General features: G+C 41.4%; 20 protein-coding genes and 1 pseudogene. 10 read left to right on the top strand and 11 right to left on the bottom strand.

Going from position 1 to position 18,760, the window contains the following annotated elements; all coding sequences use genetic code 11:
• Positions 1–473: 473 nt before the first annotated feature.
• The 3 genes from AC2FA3_RS08535 to AC2FA3_RS08525 all read left to right on the top strand — a co-directional run bounded on the left by AC2FA3_RS08535 (position 474) and on the right by AC2FA3_RS08525 (position 2,424).
• A complete protein-coding gene (locus AC2FA3_RS08535; RefSeq protein ID WP_490509199.1) occupies positions 474–1,148 on the top strand; it encodes a hypothetical protein in 675 nt (224 codons plus the stop codon).
• 258 nt (positions 1,149–1,406) lie between these two features.
• Positions 1,407–1,745, top strand: coding sequence for a hypothetical protein (locus AC2FA3_RS08530; RefSeq protein WP_201545356.1), 339 nt, complete (start codon positions 1,407–1,409; stop codon positions 1,743–1,745).
• A 541-nt stretch (positions 1,746–2,286) separates the two neighbouring features.
• Complete coding sequence (locus AC2FA3_RS08525) at positions 2,287–2,424, top strand: hypothetical protein (protein ID WP_490509198.1); 138 nt, start codon at positions 2,287–2,289, stop codon at positions 2,422–2,424.
• A gap of 26 nt (positions 2,425–2,450) precedes the next feature.
• Here the strand turns inward: AC2FA3_RS08525 and AC2FA3_RS08520 are convergent, their stop codons facing one another.
• Both AC2FA3_RS08520 and AC2FA3_RS08515 read right to left on the bottom strand, forming a co-directional pair.
• Positions 2,451–2,762, bottom strand: a complete 312-nt coding sequence (locus tag AC2FA3_RS08520; RefSeq protein ID WP_490509197.1) for a hypothetical protein — start codon at positions 2,760–2,762, stop codon at positions 2,451–2,453.
• A 52-nt stretch (positions 2,763–2,814) separates the two neighbouring features.
• Positions 2,815–3,462, bottom strand: a complete 648-nt coding sequence (locus AC2FA3_RS08515; RefSeq protein WP_490509196.1) for a DNA-3-methyladenine glycosylase — start codon at positions 3,460–3,462, stop codon at positions 2,815–2,817.
• 225 nt (positions 3,463–3,687) lie between these two features.
• Between AC2FA3_RS08515 and AC2FA3_RS08510 the strand changes: the two genes are divergently transcribed.
• A complete protein-coding gene (locus tag AC2FA3_RS08510; RefSeq protein ID WP_490509195.1) occupies positions 3,688–4,188 on the top strand; it encodes a hypothetical protein in 501 nt (166 codons plus the stop codon).
• Between the two features lie 68 nt (positions 4,189–4,256).
• Here the strand turns inward: AC2FA3_RS08510 and purC are convergent, their stop codons facing one another.
• The 4 genes from purC to AC2FA3_RS08490 all read right to left on the bottom strand — a co-directional run bounded on the left by purC (position 4,257) and on the right by AC2FA3_RS08490 (position 8,424).
• Positions 4,257–4,970 (bottom strand): phosphoribosylaminoimidazolesuccinocarboxamide synthase, encoded by a 714-nt coding sequence (purC, locus tag AC2FA3_RS08505; protein ID WP_490509194.1) that lies wholly within the window; start codon positions 4,968–4,970, stop codon positions 4,257–4,259.
• 135 nt (positions 4,971–5,105) lie between these two features.
• Entirely contained in the window at positions 5,106–5,426 is a 321-nt protein-coding gene (locus tag AC2FA3_RS08500; RefSeq protein ID WP_490509193.1) for a hypothetical protein, read from the bottom strand.
• Positions 5,427–5,573: 147 nt separating this feature from the next.
• Positions 5,574–6,479, bottom strand: coding sequence for a 4-hydroxy-tetrahydrodipicolinate synthase (gene dapA, locus AC2FA3_RS08495; RefSeq protein ID WP_490509192.1), 906 nt, complete (start codon positions 6,477–6,479; stop codon positions 5,574–5,576).
• Positions 6,480–6,960: 481 nt separating this feature from the next.
• Positions 6,961–8,424: a Do family serine endopeptidase gene (locus AC2FA3_RS08490; protein WP_490509191.1), complete on the bottom strand. Its 1,464-nt coding sequence runs from the start codon at positions 8,422–8,424 to the stop codon at positions 6,961–6,963.
• Between the two features lie 759 nt (positions 8,425–9,183).
• On the opposite strand from AC2FA3_RS08490, the gene AC2FA3_RS08485 reads away from it, so the two are divergent.
• Both AC2FA3_RS08485 and AC2FA3_RS08480 read left to right on the top strand, forming a co-directional pair.
• On the top strand, positions 9,184–9,309 hold the full coding sequence (locus AC2FA3_RS08485) for a hypothetical protein (RefSeq protein ID WP_490509190.1): 126 nt from the start codon (positions 9,184–9,186) through the stop codon (positions 9,307–9,309).
• 23 nt (positions 9,310–9,332) lie between these two features.
• Positions 9,333–11,606: a cation:proton antiporter gene (locus AC2FA3_RS08480; protein ID WP_490509189.1), complete on the top strand. Its 2,274-nt coding sequence runs from the start codon at positions 9,333–9,335 to the stop codon at positions 11,604–11,606.
• Positions 11,607–11,736: 130 nt separating this feature from the next.
• On the opposite strand, the gene tmk is transcribed toward AC2FA3_RS08480, so the two are convergent.
• Both tmk and mltG read right to left on the bottom strand, forming a co-directional pair.
• On the bottom strand, positions 11,737–12,453 hold the full coding sequence (gene tmk / locus AC2FA3_RS08475) for a dTMP kinase (RefSeq protein WP_490509188.1): 717 nt from the start codon (positions 12,451–12,453) through the stop codon (positions 11,737–11,739).
• A gap of 118 nt (positions 12,454–12,571) precedes the next feature.
• Complete coding sequence (gene mltG, locus AC2FA3_RS08470; protein WP_490509187.1) at positions 12,572–13,858, bottom strand: endolytic transglycosylase MltG; 1,287 nt, start codon at positions 13,856–13,858, stop codon at positions 12,572–12,574.
• 205 nt (positions 13,859–14,063) lie between these two features.
• On the opposite strand from mltG, the pseudogene AC2FA3_RS08465 reads away from it, so the two are divergent.
• A pseudogene (locus AC2FA3_RS08465) lies at positions 14,064–14,558 on the top strand (DpnI domain-containing protein); the annotation flags it as partial.
• A 15-nt stretch (positions 14,559–14,573) separates the two neighbouring features.
• Entirely contained in the window at positions 14,574–14,792 is a 219-nt protein-coding gene (locus AC2FA3_RS08460; RefSeq protein ID WP_490509278.1) for a hypothetical protein, read from the top strand.
• On the opposite strand, the gene AC2FA3_RS08455 is transcribed toward AC2FA3_RS08460, so the two are convergent.
• Positions 14,789–15,283 (bottom strand): hypothetical protein, encoded by a 495-nt coding sequence (locus tag AC2FA3_RS08455; protein WP_490509186.1) that lies wholly within the window; start codon positions 15,281–15,283, stop codon positions 14,789–14,791. The two genes, AC2FA3_RS08460 and AC2FA3_RS08455, sit on opposite strands and share 4 nt — an antisense overlap.
• A gap of 156 nt (positions 15,284–15,439) precedes the next feature.
• On the opposite strand from AC2FA3_RS08455, the gene AC2FA3_RS08450 reads away from it, so the two are divergent.
• Positions 15,440–15,637: a DpnD/PcfM family protein gene (locus AC2FA3_RS08450; RefSeq protein WP_490509185.1), complete on the top strand. Its 198-nt coding sequence runs from the start codon at positions 15,440–15,442 to the stop codon at positions 15,635–15,637.
• Here the strand turns inward: AC2FA3_RS08450 and AC2FA3_RS08445 are convergent.
• Together AC2FA3_RS08445 and AC2FA3_RS08440 are read right to left on the bottom strand one after the other, a co-directional pair.
• A complete protein-coding gene (locus AC2FA3_RS08445) occupies positions 15,634–16,590 on the bottom strand; it encodes an aminotransferase class IV (protein WP_490509184.1) in 957 nt (318 codons plus the stop codon). The genes AC2FA3_RS08450 and AC2FA3_RS08445 overlap by 4 nt on opposite strands.
• A 15-nt stretch (positions 16,591–16,605) precedes the next feature.
• Positions 16,606–17,280 carry a hypothetical protein gene (locus tag AC2FA3_RS08440; protein WP_490509183.1) on the bottom strand — a complete coding sequence of 225 codons (675 nt, stop codon included), beginning with the start codon at positions 17,278–17,280 and terminating at the stop codon, positions 16,606–16,608.
• A 464-nt stretch (positions 17,281–17,744) separates the two neighbouring features.
• Between AC2FA3_RS08440 and aroE the strand changes: the two genes are divergently transcribed.
• Positions 17,745–18,605, top strand: a complete 861-nt coding sequence (gene aroE, locus AC2FA3_RS08435) for a shikimate dehydrogenase (protein WP_490509182.1) — start codon at positions 17,745–17,747, stop codon at positions 18,603–18,605.
• Positions 18,606–18,760: the final 155 nt, after the last annotated feature.

The following is an 18,760-nucleotide window of genomic DNA, read 5'->3' as shown; positions in this document are numbered from 1 at the left end:
GTGTCAAATTATGAGGCACCTGTTAAGTCGCGTAAGCGTCATTGCGTGTAAGCATATGCTTACATAGTCTCTTGTTAAAACAGCCATGATTAAATAAGTCATTGATAAAGCTATTATTATTGAAAATGAATGAATTATAAAGCACTGTACTATTTATTTAAACGCAAAAAGAGTTAGCGATGTTTAATAAGCTTAGCAACAGCTTAGTCACCTAAAGCGCCAAATGCTTACGCAAATATTTGCAAAATTTACAACTTCTTAACACCAAAGACATGTATTAATGATTTTTAAGTCTTACTATGTGTATGTAAGAAAATATTTCAAGATTAAAAAACAAATATCGATTATTAATAATCATCACTTAATAATCCTTTATAAAATATTTAACCTTTTATACCAATCACTATTAAAAATTCAAATCTCATCAACAACAGTCCTTTACTCAGATACGCTATACCAAAGGAGATTTTATCGTGAAAATTCTACCTGCTTTCTCATTGAAGACAGCAATATCCGCTGGTCTGGCGCTAACTATGTTAGGGACAGTTGCCGGTTGTGCCGTTGTTGGTCCAGCTTACGAAGACTACCCAATATATGGTGGTAACAGCGATTATGGTAATGCTGACTATAAGCGTGTGAGTCAAACTTTACGCAATAACCTGAGCCGCCAAGGCTATCAAGTCATGGAAATTCGCTCTGACAACTATCGTGGCAATCGAGCACTCACCGCTATTGCTAGAAAGAACAATCAAACTTATGAGCTCAAATATACCTATCCTGATTTAAGACTCATTAGCTCAAACAAAACAGCCTCTTCTAATATTTGGCAAGATGACAGATACGATAAAGACCGTTACGACAAAGACGATTATAAAAAAGATAAGTACAAGAATAATGGCAAATATAAAAACGATAAGCGTTATAAAAATAATACTGAAGGCAGCATTAAGAGAGAATCCCGTTATCCAGCGATTAAGCAAGGTGCGGTCAACAAGGTAAGATCAATGGGTTACCAAGTTAAAGATATCGAGCTCGAGGAGAAGAACGGGCGCGGCGTGTTTGAGATTGAAGCCAAACGTGGTTCGCAACAATATGAGATTTTACTTGGCTATCCAAACTTGAATGTTATCAAAGTTGAGAAAGATTAATCCTTAACAACAAATCTTTGCTCATAGTCATTTACATAGCATCTGAATGGGATTTTTGCGTCACTGGTAAGTTGACGCCTTTAGTCAGATAAGCTAGTTTGGGATAATTAATCTTTAAACAGTCCAGTTTTAGGTCAATTTAGCATTTTTATGCGCTAGCTTTTCTTATGCAACGTTATTGTGGTCATGCAACATTAAGATCAGTAATCAAACACCAGTAATCGCCAAATTATTAATGAGATAATAGGAATATTTATTATGAAGATATTAAGCTTCTCAACTTTAAAAACTGCTTTCTCTGCTGGTATTGTGATTGCTTTGTTCGGCACCACCGTTGGTTGTACCGTCACGCCAAGTCATGATGGTCAAAGAGTTTATTACCCAAACGGTCAGCATCAGGGTAATGGTAAGTATAACAATAATGGTCGTTATAATAATGGCGGCTATAAAACTAATAATGCTCACCATGATACTAAAAAAGGTAAGCATAAGAATAAAAACGATCATCACAAGAATAAAAAAGCTAAACATAAAAAAGATAATGGCCGTTACAACAATAATGGTCGCTACAATAATAACCATTATCGCTATAAGTAAATCGACAGCCTTTAATAACTCATAAAAAAGAGAGCTGCAGTTTATCGACTATGCGTGTAGACAGTAGCTATGGTTGTAATTTCTACTCACAGCATACTCCATTTAGTTTCTTAGACTTAATGAAACTTGCTAGTACTTAATATTTGCTTAAATTCCCTTTTAGTACGTACAGATAAGATTTTCGGCATCGTTGATTACTTGATGCCTATGGTCAAATACGCCAGCCCTTGGTTTATTTGACCATTTTTTATAGCACGATTTTGTATGGCATAGTTGCCGATGCTTTTAACATCATAAGAGGATATTATGAAAAAAACATACTTTCTTAAAGACCATCGCTGCGACCAGCGTCATTGCAGCGTTACTGACCATAACGACTGGCTGTGTCACCGCACCTGGCTATAATGCATACGGCGACCTTTACGAAGACATTTATAAAGATACCAAGGTCTACAAGAAACATAAGAAGACTATCAAGTCTATTGATAAAGAGCCTTATCAGCCTGCTATCGAACAACGCGCCGCTAATAAAGTCAATAATATGGGTTATCGGGTCAAAGACGTCAAATATAAAAAAGGCGACAGTAAAATAAAAGTAAAAGCCCGACGCGGTAGTAAAGACTACAAAATCGAGCTTGGCTATCCGAGCTATAACGTGATTAAAATCAAAGAAGATTGATAGTTTCTGATAACAAATTCAAGATATTAAAAATCTAGTACTTCAATCACGTCATAGGCGGGCGTCTCATAAGGATGCGCCTGCTTTAATGCTTCAATCACCTGCTTAATGTGAGCGGTAGCCACCACCATTTCTACCCGCCATTCTTCAACGCTTTCGAGCGTATCCTGCGCCCCAATATTTGGCTGACTGCCTGCCAGTGGCATAAACTGACCGCTGCCCTGCACTTGCCAGCAGCATTGTTCATAGTTACCAATCGTTCCTGCACCTGCCGCAAATAAAGCGCTCTTTACCTGCTCTAACGCTGCATCTGGAATAAAAACTGTCAATTTATACATGAATTAATCCTATCAAGCCTATTTAAGAAAATTGCTATAAAGTATAGATTTACTATTTTTTGGATAATGAAGGGTGGTTGGTCCAGATATAGCGTAACAACCAATCTTTGGCTTCGCCCGCATAATCAATGCCAATACGTGGACGTAGTGATACTGGCGGCTGACAGCCATCGTCTTCAATCCAAACTCCTGAGGCAGGCGAAATGGGTTTGCCGTATAACTCACGGTCGATTTTCAAATTTTTGGTCAACTTACCAGGGCCGGCAAACTGCTTGGAATGGTTAAGCTGCTTATCTGTGCTAAGTAACTGCTCATCGATTAAACGCTCGCTATCGTCTGTTAAAAATCCTGCTCGTATCAATACCGCTTCTGGCGACTCTGCCGATCCGCTCACCAAATTGAGCATATGATGGATACCATAGGTCAAATAGACATAAAACACCCCGCCTTGGCTATACATAACCTCAGTACGAGCAGTTCGAGTACCGGCATGAGCATGACAAGCGGCATCACCTTCGCCAATATAAGCTTCGGTTTCTGAGATACGCATGCGCAGAGTTTTTTGCTTACCGTCGCTATCAGTTAGCTGTCGGCATAAAATTTTGCCAATTAAATCAGCCGCGACCACGCAAGTTGGACGGCTAAACCATACTGGTTCTAAAATGGTGGATGGGCGCTCGGGTAGTTTAGGCGTTAACATCAATGATGACCTTTTTATTTTATTTATAACGACATCTTTATATGCAGTATATAAAGTTAACATAAAAGTCTATCTAATGATGTCTAGCGATAGACGCTATTACCTATTGCAACTGATGCTATACAGACAGTTAACTTATTCTAATAGTAAGCTTAAATCTGGCTATTCAATATTAAAAACATCTAATATTAAAATACTAAAATGCATAATCAAAAGGATATAACAATGAGTAACTCTAATGCGAATAACAACAAGCAGCACAATAACGATAGCAATAAGAATGAAAAGGACTCGGATCAAAACGCAGCAGTAAAAGATAATGACAAGAATGCTACTGATGATTCAAAAGCTAATAACGCTAAAACAGACGATAATAGCAAAAACGATAAGCAGAATAATCAGTCACAAAGTAAAGATAGCAAAGACGACAAATCATCTAGTAATGACAATACTAATCACAGCAAAGATGATAAAACGTCAGATAAAGATAGTAATAAAGACAATAAATCATCTGACAAAGAAAATAGTAAAGACAAAGACGACTCTGACAAGAAAAATAAAAACAGTAAAGATGATGACTCTAAATCTAAAGACGACAAGGAATCCTCTTTAAAAGACACTGCGACGACTAAAGCTAAAGAAGTGGTCGGCTCATTAGCTGATAAAGCCGCAGATGCAATGGAGCTGGCAGCGAAAAAAATTAAAGAAGCGCGTAAAGATAAATAATATGTTTATCGACAATAAAAAACTGAGCTCAGGGCTCAGTTTTTTATTGTATTAAATATTCGATATGTCTAGCTTAATGGTACACCAATACGTTTTGCCACTTCTTCATACCCTTCAATCACATCACCCAATGACTGACGGAAACGGTCTTTATCGAGCTTTTTCTTGGTAGCTTTGTCCCAGATACGGCAACCATCAGGCGAGAACTCATCGCCTAAGACGATACGGTCATGGAATACGCCGAACTCAAGTTTAAAATCTACCAGTATCAAATCCCCTGCATCAAACAGGGTTTTTAATACTTCATTTACTTGATGGCTCAACTCTTTCATTTTCGCCAATTGTGCTTCATTAGCCCAATCAAGAGAGATAGAGATTGATTCATTAACCATCGGATCACCCAAAGCATCGTCTTTGTAGAACAGCTCATAGGTAGGCGGCGTTAATGTTTGCCCCTCTTCTAAGCCTAGACGACGTACCAAACTGCCTGCGGCGAAATTACGTACCACACATTCGACTGGAATCATCTCTAAGCGCTTAACCAGTACTTCGTCATCTGACAATTGCTTTTCAAAATGGGTTTCGATACCAGCGTCAGCCAGCTTTTGCATGATAAAGGCGTTAAAGCGGTTGTTAACCACACCTTTACGGGCGAGCTGTTCGATACGCTTGCCATCAAGCGCTGAGGTATCATCACGGAAGTGTAAAATCAGCAGATCATTGTCTTCTGTTTCATAAACAGATTTGGCTTTGCCTTTATACAGCAGTTGTTGCTTTTGCATGAGGAGAGTTCCTGTTCGTTCAAGCTTATGTGGTAAAAACGCGCAGTGACCGCTAAGCGCTTTGTATTAAGGTATCAATAAAATATATTTGACCATAATACAAAACCAGCGGTACAGATAGGGATAAAAAAGGCTTTATTCTGCTACTTGGGTGACCGCAACAGCACGCTGAGGTTTAGGTAATTGATATTGCTTACCCGACTCATTCTCTAACTTCAAGGTATTTGCACCTGCATTAGGCGTTGGATATAACGGCACAAATGGCGCTGTCTCTTGCGCCGCTGGCAACTCTAATGGCGCCAGTTTTTTGCTTTGCTGATATTCAAGACTACCGTTATCGCGCTTACCAAAAACGCCTTTTGTCGCTTGGCAACCACTCAATACCAACGTACTACCCAAAACTACCGTTAGTAGCGTTGGAAATATCTTTGCAGGGCTTGATGATACTGTCATCATATTATCTCTCTGAGTTAGCAGTTATTGCTTATTTGGTGCGTATGTAAGCAATGCGCTTATAGCTTTACCATGTCTAAAGCTTTTCACTTAATAGCCAAAAACCTATATAGCGGCTATAAGCGGCATTTTTATTAAATTTAAAAAAATCTAAAGTAAGTTTGCACGAATCAAGGCTTCATCAATCGTTGCATGATGCTTTTCAGCCAACCATACCAATGGCAGACGAATACCTGTGTCTATCATGCCCATTTTATGTAGCGCATATTTGGCAGGGATAGGACTTGATTCGATAAATAAGTCACGGTGTAAGTGCTTTACCACATCATGGACTTTATTAGCGGCGTCAAAATCACCACGCAGCCCAGCACTAAAGGTTTCGCTCATGGCTTTTGGGGCAACATTAGCAGTCACTGAAATATTGCCTCTACCACCCAGTTTCATCAATTCAAGGGCGCTACCATCATCACCAGATAGCACAACCATTCTGTCACCGACCGCTTTGATGAGTTGCTCGCCGCGAATCGTAGAACCGGTGGCGTCTTTAATAGCAACAATATTATTAATATCAGCGAGGCGTTCAACCGTTTCTTGAGCGATATCAACAACGGTACGACCCGGTACGTTATAAAGCATTTGCGGTATTTTTACCGCTTCAGCGATGGCTTTATAATGCTGAAATAAGCCTTCTTGTGGCGGCTTATTATAATAAGGGGCAACCAATAGCGCACAGTCTGCACCCGCATCCGCCGCATCTTGAGTCAGCTTAATAGCTTCCATCGTGTTATTGGCGCCAGTACCTGCAATCACAGGCACGCGACCTTTGACATGCTGGACAAAATAGCGAATCACATCGCTGTGCTCTTGCATTGACAAAGTCGCTGACTCGCCAGTGGTGCCGACCGCGACGAGGCAATGTGTGCCCTGCTCAATCTGCCAATCTATGAGGTCTGCCAGACGTTTATAATCGACCGTGCCGTCAGGATGCATGGGCGTTACCAAGGCTACCATTGAGCCTTGTAGTCGGGTTTTAATCTCGTCGTATGCTGTGCTCATAACCGTGCCTTACTGTATTATCCTAGCTTTTATTAAAGCTATCACATGATAAGTCGTGTGCAAGTGTGCCTAAAAGCTTAACGTTTAATAAAAATAACGTAAAGGGCAATACCTTGCTTGATGTTAGTCTTTGTTAATTATCATAACGTCTTAAACGCTATTTTTGCTTACTATCAATCTGATGATAGTAAGCCATAAAAACGCCTGTTAGTGTAGCATATTTTGGCTTCATCGCTATCAATCAATTAACCCATAATTCCTTTATACAGCAAAAAATCGTCCATCGAATTGCTATCATAAACGCTACTTTATTTAACCTTACGACCTAGCCGAAAAACTAAACAGTTAGTGTAGCGTAATTACGGATTACCGCTAAAACCTTTTCTAAATTTTTAACGAATCGTCAATACATCAGTTGTTGGACGCTACAAGCAGATTATCATTCTATTATGAATAGCCTCGATTTTCTATTGTCTACTTACTACTCAATCCGCAAACCAATAATACCCGGAATACCTTGACGCATCATCTCTAGCGTCACTACCCCTTTTTTGGGTAATAATGAAACGGCACTAGAAAAATCGTTGACTGTTTTAATAGGCTTTTGATGTAGATTGGTGATAACGTCGCCAGCCAGTATACCTGAGCGTGCCGCTAGTCCTGTTGGCTCAATAGCAGTGACTAATACACCCGTCTTATTATCAGACGCCAGCTCTATTTGCTCCTCGGGCGTTAAGTTACGCAGCGCGAGCCCTAAGCTCATGCCACTACCCTGCTGAGCAGAATTTTGCGACTGCATATCGTTAGAGGCGTTACTGAGCTTGCCGCTTACGATAGATTGCTTACCATCGCGTTGAATTTGGACGCGAAAGGTATCATTGGGGCGTGCCCGATTAATGAGGTTTAATAAATCTGAGGCTTCCATAATTTGGATATCATTGTATTTTAAAATGATGTCACCTGATTTTAGCCCTGCTTTTTGCGCGGGTGAATCTGGTGAAACGCGCGTTAATAACGCCCCTTGTGGTCGCGCTAAGTTATAAGCTTCGGCTAAATTACGGTCGATATCTTGTGGAAAAATACCCAAATAGGCGCGCGCAACCTCACCATTATTTTTCAGCTGCTCATAAATATCCATCGCCGCATCAATCGGGATGGAGAATGACAGCCCCATATAGCCGCCCGTACCACTAAAAATACGCGAGTTAATACCAATCACTTCGCCGCGCTGATTAAATAACGGACCACCTGAGTTTCCAGGGTTCAATGCCACGTCGGTTTGGATAAAGGGCACGCTGGTTTCACGCGAAAAATTACGCGACTTGGCACTAACAATACCCGCTGATGCGGAATAATCAAAACCAAACGGTGAGCCAATTGCTAGTACGGGTTCGCCTACTTTTAACGCATTAGAGTCGCCTATTGGCAGCGCTGGGAACTGACGACCCGTAACTTTTAATACTGCCACATCTGAGCGCTCATCACTGCCCACTAAAGTCGCATCAAGCTCCGTTCTATCATTAAGTGTCACAGTAATTTTGTCCGCACCCGCCACCACATGATGGTTGGTCAGCATATAACCATCAGACGTGACAAAAAATGCGGTGCCATAAGCATGCTCAATCGCTGGTGTCGCCGCTTGGTCAGGAATGCGCAAGCGATCGCCAAAGAATTTACGCAACAGCTCAGCGGTTTGCGCTTTGGCAAGCTCGGCCTCACTGACGGTTTTGGTGACGTTTACCCGCGCTACCGCTGGGGTGACTTGTTGAACCAGACCAGAAAAATCTGCAGTAGTAACGGCCGCTTCAGCGCTTGGTACGGCCGCTATATTGATACCAGCAACCATAGCCGTCGCAACGGCAATTGCCAACGTGCTCTGTTTTAACCAACGGCTCAAATTGCGTGTATTCGGTTTAGACATATTGATAGGCATATTTTTAGGCATGTTATCCTCCATATAATGGGTCTTATAGTCGTTATAAACTAATTGTTATCAACGGTTAAGATAAGATCGTTATTAAGCATAATTTTGGCGTATGTTATCAATTTATTTTATTTCACTAAAAAAATAAACTCTAATTACTGTTGCGCAGTTTGCTGATTCGATGAGCTCTAAAAAAATCGTCTTTAGATTTTTGGAATACAAATTTACTGCCTGCTTTTATCACAAGCTTTATCATGAGTTTTTAATAATACAAACTTGCAAAGAATAATGCTTGTTAGTTTACAGTCGATTTTGGACTTATGGTGTAAAACTTTATCTTTTCTATTATTTACGACAAAATGCTATCCATTCAACCGGCTCTTTGAATACTGCTATTAGCTAGCAATTTTTATATAGTCAATAAATCTGCTCTCTTATTGTACTGTTTATACAATGCTAACAAATAACGCAAGCTCACCTTATTGACACTATATTTCCCCAGCTTCTTTGACAAACTCTATAATCAAATAGTAAAGCCGCTCAGAGCGCTCAGAAAAAGAGCCTCGAAATACATAAAATAAAACCGTGTTATGATAACAAGCCAAATCATTTATATCACAAACAAAAGTTAATTTTTGTAGGTCGTTATTTTATCAGACTGGCGATCATCACCTTATTTTTCATCTTTTGCGTTTTAGATCATGCTTATGGGTCTAGGAAAGCTTTTGTCTTTACTACGATATCGTATATATCATATCTCAATTTATTTTGAGCAATGCTATGGCTCATACTTTGTGTGATGCTGTGATTGATGTGATTGATGTTATTGATGTTATTAATAAATATTTAATAATAGCAGCAGCATCTTTAGCATGTGGCGCGCACCTTTATAGATATAAAATATAACAAGATTTTAAAAGGATTAATTTATGGATACCGCCCTATTGTTATCCGGCGTGGTTGGGCTTGGTATTGCCGCCCAATGGTTGGCTTGGTATTTAAAGCAACCGTCCATTTTGTTTTTATTACTGATTGGCATTATTGTTGGCCCGATATTGGGAGTTTTTGACCCAGACTTGGTACTTGGCGAGCTGATGTTCCCTTTTATCTCGCTTGGCGTGGCGATTATTTTATTTGAAGGCTCGTTGACTTTAGAGTTTGATGAGATTAAGCAACACGGCTCTGTGGTACAGATGCTGGTATCGGTCGGCGTGCTTATCACCATTGCCATTGTGGCGCTATCAACTTACCTGTTGTTTGATGTCGACCCTTTGATTGCTTTGCTATTCGGTGCCTTGGTCTGTGTGACTGGGCCTACAGTCATTATGCCGTTACTGCGCAGCGTGCGTCCCAATAAAACCATTTCTAACATTTTGAAATGGGAAGGCATTATCATCGACCCTATCGGCGCTATTGCGGTGGTATTGGTCTATGAATATATCATCTCAGGCGGTGAAGCCAGTAGTATCTTGCTGTTTGCCAAAATTGTAGTATTGGCAGTAGCAATGGGCTTAGCGGGCGCATGGGCTTTAGCGTTTTTAATGCGCCGCCATATGATTCCTGAGTTTTTACGCAATGTCTTTACCCTTGCTTTTGTGCTGCTGCTGTTTTCTATCTCAAACCATTTAGAGCACGAGTCTGGCTTATTAACCGTTACTGTACTTGGAGTAGCATTGGCTAATTGGCCAAAATTCCCGCGTGAGACGATTTTAGAGTTTAATGAATCACTGACTATTTTATTGGTATCGGTATTATTTATCATTCTTGCTGCACGTGTTGAGCTGGAAAGCTTGTTAAGTGTGGGCTTTGCAGGACTGGTGCTATTGGCAATCGTAATGTTTGTCGCGCGGCCTTTATCAGTATGGGCATCGTCTATTGGCTCCAATCTAAAAACCAATGAAAAGCTGATGATTAGCTGGATTGGCCCGCGCGGTATCGTTGCTGCTGCTATCTCGTCCTTATTTGCTATTCGTTTGCAAGAATATGATATTCAAGGCGTTGAGCTACTAGTACCCTTGGTCTTCCTCGTCATTATTGGGACGGTAATGATTCAAGGCTTGGGTGCAAAAATGGTTGGTAATTTCTTGGGCGTACGTGAGCCTGAAACCAACGGTATCTTGGTCGTTGGCTCCAATCCAATCGCTTTATTGTTGGCGACATCCTTGAAAGATCAAGGTTTCGATGTCATCGTCGCGCACAATAACTATACCAATATCGCCAAAGCTCGTATGAGCGGTCTGCGCACCTACTTTGGCAACCCCATCTCAGATCATGCTGACCATCACTTAGACCTTATCGGTATCGGGCGTCTGTTTGCCATGAGTATGGACAAAGAGATGAACACCTTGTCCGAGATTCATTATCGTCATGAGTTCGGCGAGCGCAAACTTTATCGCCTTAAGTTCAGCGATGAAAAAGTCAAAAGTGAGCGCGATGATAAACAAGGCAACTTCCATTCGCAGTGGTTATTTGGCAAAGATGTCACTTATACCAAGCTTGCCAGTATGCTGTCGAAAAAAGCGCGTATCAAAATTACCAACATCACCGACAGCTATAGCTTTGAGCAATATAAAGCCGATAATAAGCAATTCGTGCCGCTTTATACCGTTGATAAAGAAGGCAAGCTACATGTCATTACCGATAAGTTTGATGGCACGGTACCGCGTGATCGTAAGCTGATTTCATTGGTCGTCGATGATGAAGTACAGCCAAAACCGGTCGATGTAACGCCAAAACAAGAGCAGGCGCGCGCGGCAGCAGATGCGAGCTTTGAGTCTAGCTCGAAAGCACCTGAAAAGCGTAAAGAAATAGAGCTTACGGATGCTAGTAATGACACTGCTATGCCAGAGGCTGCATTAACTAATGCTCAAGAGGCCGATGTAGCAAAGGTCACTGATGCAAAAACTGCGCAAGAAAATCAGTCCGATACCGTTACTGATACGCTTAATAAAACCGAGGTTTCAGACACTACTACTGAAAAAGTAAATATTCAAACGGCAGATTCTGACTCTACTGGTGCTGATAATTCTACTAATGATATGAATAAAGGGGTGATGTCGGATAATTCGACGGCAACTTCGAAAATCAAGACCTCTAGCAGTACCAATGGTAATGGCAGCGCACCGAAAACCAAAAAAGGCGCGCTTGACCCCAACCGTCTACCTGACTCTAGCGGCGATAGCATTGATATAGATAAAGAGTAGAGTTATCTTTTTAAAATTTGTTTCATAAACAATAAAAGCCCCAACTGCTCAGTTGGAGCTTTTTGCTTAATTGCTTTAAGGTAATAGTGAAAGTGCTAAATAGCATTAATCTGTTCGCTTTAAAACAGCATTAGCTTAGCGCAAATTTTTCCTGAACGGTTTGCCAGATACGTTCACTGACTTCTTCAGCGCTACCTGACGCATCAATACGCTGGATGCGCTCAGGCTGCTCACTGGCAAGAACGCTGAACCCTTGATGAACTCGAGTAAAAAAATCCGTTGCCTGCTGCTCAAAACGGTCAGCGGCGCTGCGTTTATTGGCACGTACCATTCCCTCTAATACCGGTAAATCCAACCATAAGGTCAGCTCTGGTAACTGTTCAACAAATTGCTCGATAAGCATATCGATTTTAGCACGTACAGTACTATCACCATGGGCACGCCCAAAACCTTGGTAGGCAACGGTCGAATCAGTAAAGCGGTCACATATTACCCAAGTACCCCGTTGTAGCGCTGGCAAAATCACTTGCTGCATATGATCACAGCGCGCCGCAAACATTAATAACAGCTCAGTATCATCATTAATCGTGGTATCAGGGTCTAGCAATATCTCTCGCAAACACTCAGCAAATGGACTACCACCCGGCTCACGGGTACGTAGATAATCAATGCCAGTTGCCTGCAAACGTGCACATAATTGCTCGATAGCCGTGGTTTTGCCGACGCCTTCGGTACCTTCAAAGCTAATAAAGCGCCCTTGATTGGACACTGTATTAATCGAATGCTTAGGCGATTTTATTTGCGCTGATTTTTCTTGCGCTGAGTTTTCTGGTAGGGATGCTGACATGATATGACCTTATGTCATTGATGAGTGTTATGCAGTTATATGGATATTGATATAAATAGCTATATAACTGCATAACGCTCAGTACACGATAGGTTTTAAGAAAATATAGAGGATTAAATTACGGCGGCGAGGTTTGAGATTTTTTCTCACGCATAACACTTAGGTATTCTTTTACCGCTTGATTGTGTTCATTCAAACTGCTGGTAAATTTGTGCCCGCCATTGCCGGTCGCCACAAAGTATAAGGCTTCGCTATCGGCAGGATGCAAGGTCGCTTCGATAGAGGCTGCTGACGGCAAGGCTATAGGCGTCGGTGGTAAACCATCGATTTGATAAGTATTATAAGACGTCTTTTCATCGATGTCTTTACGGCGAATATTGCCTTCATAACGGCTGCCCATACCATAGATGATGGTCGGATCAGTTTGCAAACGCATACCCTTATTCAAGCGATTATTAAATACCGCAGATACCAAAGGACGCTCTTCTGCCACGCTGGTTTCTTTTTCGATAATTGACGCCATTACCAGCGCCTCATAAGGGGTCTTATAAGGCAAATTCGGGGCGCGATTCTCCCATGCTTTGGTTAACGCTTGCTGCTGGCGTTTATACAAGTCGGTTAGTACCTGTTTATCCGTGCTTCCTTCGCCATAATAATAGGTATCAGGCGCAAACCAGCCTTCAAGATTGTGATTGACGATAGCATTATTACTATTCACCACCGCATCCGGCAATATGCCAACCAAATCTAACGCTTGCGCGATACTGGCATTGGTACTGTCCGCGGTCAGCACTTCTTTCTTAATATCTTTATTATCACGTAATGATTGATACAAGTCTTTTGAGGTTTTACCTTCGATAATTTGCACCTTTACCATCGACGCTTTTACCCCTTGCCCAAGTATGTGTAGCGTTTCAGCAAAGGTGGGGTTTTCTGGTAATTGATAAATACCAGCGTGCAATGGACCATCGACTTGCGTTTTCATATAAAGCTTGGCAATGGTGGCAGAAAACAGCGGTATCTGCTGCTGCCACTGCGGCAATAGCCCATAATAGGTCTGACCCGACTCAATTGTCACCATTTGCTTTGGCTGCTCAATCCGACCAAACAAGGTCTGATAAACCATCACCAAAAAGAACGCCGCAATCAGCCCAAGCACCAATAATACCTGATAGCCACGCTGCATAAAGAACGAGGGGTTATCGGCTTTATAGTGGCGTGGTTTGTTGTTACCGCTAATGAGCGAGATATCCGTCGCCGGCACTTCCTCTGCGCTAACGTCGTTAATAACAGGTTTTTTGTCCAGCGATTTCGTATCGACAGGCTGCTCCGACGCGCCGTCATGGTCGATTTCTGGCGACTCATCAGGGCGTTCAGGCGGTATTTCAGGTGTTGGGGTGCTCATGTTCACTCGCGAAGGAGAAGTTTGCTAGAATTTAGCACTGAACTGGGCGATTTTCAATGGTATTTGCTTAGCTTATCTATTAACTTGGTGTTTAGAGTAAATTATATGGCTTAATACTCATATTGCTTATTTATCGCTTTAAATCTTTCCTTTAATAAGAAAACGGGCTATGAACCTTAATTTCAATTAAAGTCTTGCCAAAAACTATCAGTCACAAAGTCAAATCATTAGAGTATTAAGTGAGAATTGGGTCGCTAAGCAAAGCTATTGCCCTAATTGCAATGCCGAATCGTTGGTTGAATTTGCTAATAATCAGCCTGTCGCTGATTTTTATTGCGCACATTGTAGCGAAGAATATGAGCTAAAAAGTAAGAAAGCGAAATTAAGCAATATTATCAATGATGGCGCTTATGACACTATGATTGAGCGCGTTAATAGTGACAATAATCCTAACTTTTTCTTTTTAACTTACTCCCAAGCATTGAGCGTTAATAATTTTTTAATCATTCCCAAACAGTTCTTTAAACCGGACATGATTATAAAACGTAAGCCTTTATCAGCCACTGCTAAACGCGCCGGCTGGGTTGGCTGTAATATTGATTTGCGTAAAGTGCCCGAATTGGGAAAAGTATTTTTGGTCAAAGACCAACAAGTCATACCACGCGAAAATGTCACTGAGCAATTCAAAAAAACCTTATTTTTACGCACGCAATCCATAACTTCACGCGGCTGGACATTAGATGTTTGGCAGTGTATCGACAAACTAGATACTAATTTCTCTCTCAATCAAGTTTATGCGTTTGCTGACTTGTTAAAGCTTAAACATCCCGAAAACAACCATGTTAAAGATAAAATTCGTCAGCAATTACAAGTGTTGCGCGATAGAGGCATTATTGAATTTATCGGTCGTGGGCATTATCGAAAGTTATACTAAGATTGATTGTTATCCCAAAGAGGTAAATCTGCGCTTGATAACAAAACCTCATAAAATCTATGAGGAAGATAGTCTTTCTGTAACTCGCCATGTAGTAGAAATAAAGAACTTAAGTCATCTTCAAATGAGTTGCTGACTTTATTCTGTACATATTTATTCCAATCTGTCAGTAATCCTAATGGTGTACGAGCAGGTTTAGTAAAGGGCTGTCCTTTGACAGTAATGGCACACATTGGATAATCACTATGTATAGGAATATCAAAATCATATTTAATACCTTCATCTAATATATACGAATATTCAAAAACTCCGCCGTAAGCTACATATTTTTTACTGTCCTTAAAGTACATAACGCTAAATGCTAGTTGGGATTTAGTATTTAAATAGATATTTTCATGAGGGCATTTTTTTGCCTTAAGACAAATTTCACTAAATATTATTAATCGACGTACTTGTAGTGCAATTCGTTTATTTTCATAGATTGGGCGCATGCGATTTTATCCTTTTTCAAAAACAGGATCATTGATCGATTTTACTTAGCGCACAAGTCCACTTAACAAAAGACGATCACTTCTTTTAAGCGCCTTTGCTAACCTAGCGGATATAAATCCTAAAGACACTTTGATAGGTGTGTATTGAGAATAGTGATGATAAAAATAGATAAGAAAATAGAGAGAATATTTCAGATAGAAATTATTGAGACGCTAAGTAACATCGTGGAAGTGTTGGCAGAGAACGAGCAAGAAGCACTATTAAAAGCGCGAGATATTTATCGCAATGAAGATATTATTTTGTACCCTGACGACTTAATTGACACCAAATTTAATATTTTTAAATACGGTTAAATCGCTTCAAAACCCACCACTTCACCTGACAATAAAGTCAGACTGGTCATTGGTATGATACCGCGCAGTGCATTGCAAAAGAACAGCTGGCTTAAATGGGGCAAATCCTCATCTTGTAACGACCTAATGATAACGGGATTTTTGCTAATCGATAAGTCATCGATAATTACTAGCCTCATTACCCCTGCAACGCCTGATTGCGCCATAGATGGCGTATACCATTGACCAGCGCTCAGATAGTTGCTGTTACTTTGAGCATGTGGACGATTGGACGATTTTGCGACTGGCGATTGTGATAATTGATAAAACACATTACTCATCGTCCCCTCAACCCATTGTCCGCTCATATCGCGTAGCAGACCTTCGCCGAAGCTTGGTTTGATATTGTCTTCCAATGCTTTGGCTTTGATAGCTTGCAGCTCGCCACTTGCCAGTACATTATCCAGACGATTTAAGCTTTTCAGTCCAGCAAGCGGCAGCGGCAAGCAAGCAATCTGAGAGGACAAACAAATGGCGCTAGCAGCTGGTTGTAGCGGGATGAATTGCCCATCAAGAAGAGGCAGCGATTGTGCAGTGGTAATACTCATTGGCGAGGATTTAAGCCAAATCTCGCAAATACTGCCGCAAGTATTTGGTGTATAACCATAACCACGAACTTCTTGCACAGCGCGCGTTACGATAAGTTTTAGCATGCCTTGCTGTAATTGCTTGGCATGCATTTTTAACATTGTTAGTAGTGAGTTGCTGTCTAGCTGCAATTGTAAGGCTGTCGCATGCGAGTTCAGGCGCTGCTGATGATAGTCTAACCACAGTATCTGCCCATCAATGACGCCCATGGTGGTAAAAAAACCATCACCGTATGCCAGCCCGCGATTGTCTAACGACATGGCAATATTTGCAGCATCTGTCGTAGCATTTGGCGGATGCAAGCATATCCAGTAATTGGGCGACATCAAGGCTAGCCCCGCTTATTTATCAGCGGCTTGAGAAGCGGATTTATTAATCACCAGCATACAGCTATAAAACTCGCATTTTGCCAGCTCTACTTTTTGACCGCCGATGGTTTTATTTTTGATAATTTGACCACCGAGCATATCAGCGACCAGCTTACCGCCTTCATCACCCATCAGTTGGCGCGCCAGCTGATAAGATTTTTTAGCATGGTTTTGACTGAGCTCTTTTTCTTTATCAGAGTCAGTCGGATTGGCAAAATACCAGCCAAGCTCAAGATATTTTTCAGAATCAATCAAGTCTAAATACGGTGCATCATTCTGCATAAAGCGATATTTGGACGCCGGATTACTGGCATAATCCAAGCTGTTTTCATCAGTGCTGACCACTTTACCGAATGCTGACTTTATCGCGCTAAGCTCATCAACGTTGAGGGTTTTTACTTTACCCTTGCTCCATGAAGCAACATCGTATTTTACCGGTGTCCCTTGCGCCGCAGTGGCACCATCGAGGTCAGCATTTGCCTTGGTATTTTCTGGTTTGGAAGTTTCAGCGACGGTCTGCTCGCTACTCTCAGCGCTGACGTCTTCAGCTCCTGTATCGCTTTCTTTGTTGCTATTACAGGCGCTCAAAGACACGCCAACTGCCATTATCGTACCGACCATCAGGGTCTGTAGGCTATTCTTCAACATAGGCAATTTACTCACACTTTTATAAAGGTCTGAAAATAGTATCAACGAGCGGACAGCTATGCCGCTGGTAATAAACAATATTTTTTATATTTATATACTCTGTTATCGACTGGTCTTTTCTTTTCTTTTTATACTGTAGTAGTTATTAAAACACAAAGCCAATAGAAATTTTGATGCTCCCTAGTTTACCCAACTGCTTAACACTTGACTAGCCTTTACGTTACGGATAACACTCCCACAGAGTACAGATTTGTTAAAGACCTCACGAGGAAAAATATCATCTATTAAAGCATTAATTGAACGATTAATTGACCCAGTACAAATTTGTGCAAGATAGCGTTATCCCCTATGATGAACGGGAGAAGTGCGATTGATTGGAATAATTGGATTATCAGATTTTTATTGATAAATTCTTACCTGTTAATTTTGCCTCTATTTTAACCCTTATAGCCAGCGGACCCTTTATGACCCAGCATTTTATCGTTATTGGCAATCCGATTGCCCACAGTAAATCTCCTGAAATCCATACGCAATTTGCAGCGCAGGTGGGTATAAATATTAGCTATCAACGCCAGTATTGCCCCGATGATGCAGCCAGTTTTACTGCGGTAATTGAGGCCTTTTTCCAGGGCAGCGGCGTTGGTGCCAATGTGACCGTGCCCTTTAAGCAAGTGGCTTATGATTGCTGCGCGGCGCGTGGCGGCTTGTCTGAGCACGCCAAGGTCGCTGGCGCAGTCAATACCTTGCTGCTAAATAAAGCGCTGCTAAAAAATGGCACGCCGATAGCCGAGGCGATATATGGTGATAATACCGATGGTCAAGGTTTGGTCAATCACATCAAAAGCTTAGGCTGGCCGCTAAAGGATGCGCGCGTGGCAATTATCGGTGCAGGCGGCGCGGCACGTGGGGTGATATTGCCATTGATTGAAGCCGGTATCGCCGAGCTAACTCTTGCCAATCGTACATTAAATAAAGTGACAAATTTAGTTACTGAGCTAAGCGCAGCGAGTGAAACCATTAATGACCAGCAGATTAAAACTTGTAGCACTGAAGCGCTAAGCGGTAATTTTGATATCATCATCAATGCCACCTCGATTGGTTTATCGGGCGATACGCTACCACTTAGCGACGAGCTCAGCGGCCATTATGCCTACGATATGATGTATGGACGTGAGCTGCCATTTTTACAGCATTTTGCCGAGCGCGGCGCGCAAACATCTGATGGTTATGGCATGCTTATCGGGCAAGCGGCGTTAAGCTTTGAGTGTTGGACGGGACATACGATTGATGTGGTAAAAGTCACTAAAACCTTACAAGCGCATTGATTGCTATTTTTAAACGTCTTTAAAGTATTGAAGGTATTGAACGTGACGATTAAAAAAGGCCGTATAAATATTACTTATTGAACTGACCCCCAAATATTGGACGGTTTAGTTTACCCCAAGGACTGAGTTCTGTATTGCACAGGACTCAGTCCTTT

It is taken from the genome of Janibacter sp. CoH_79_TC_3 (genome assembly GCF_058197955.1).
The sequence above is the reverse complement of the archived record's forward strand: the minus strand, read 5'-3'. Positions and strand labels throughout refer to the sequence as shown.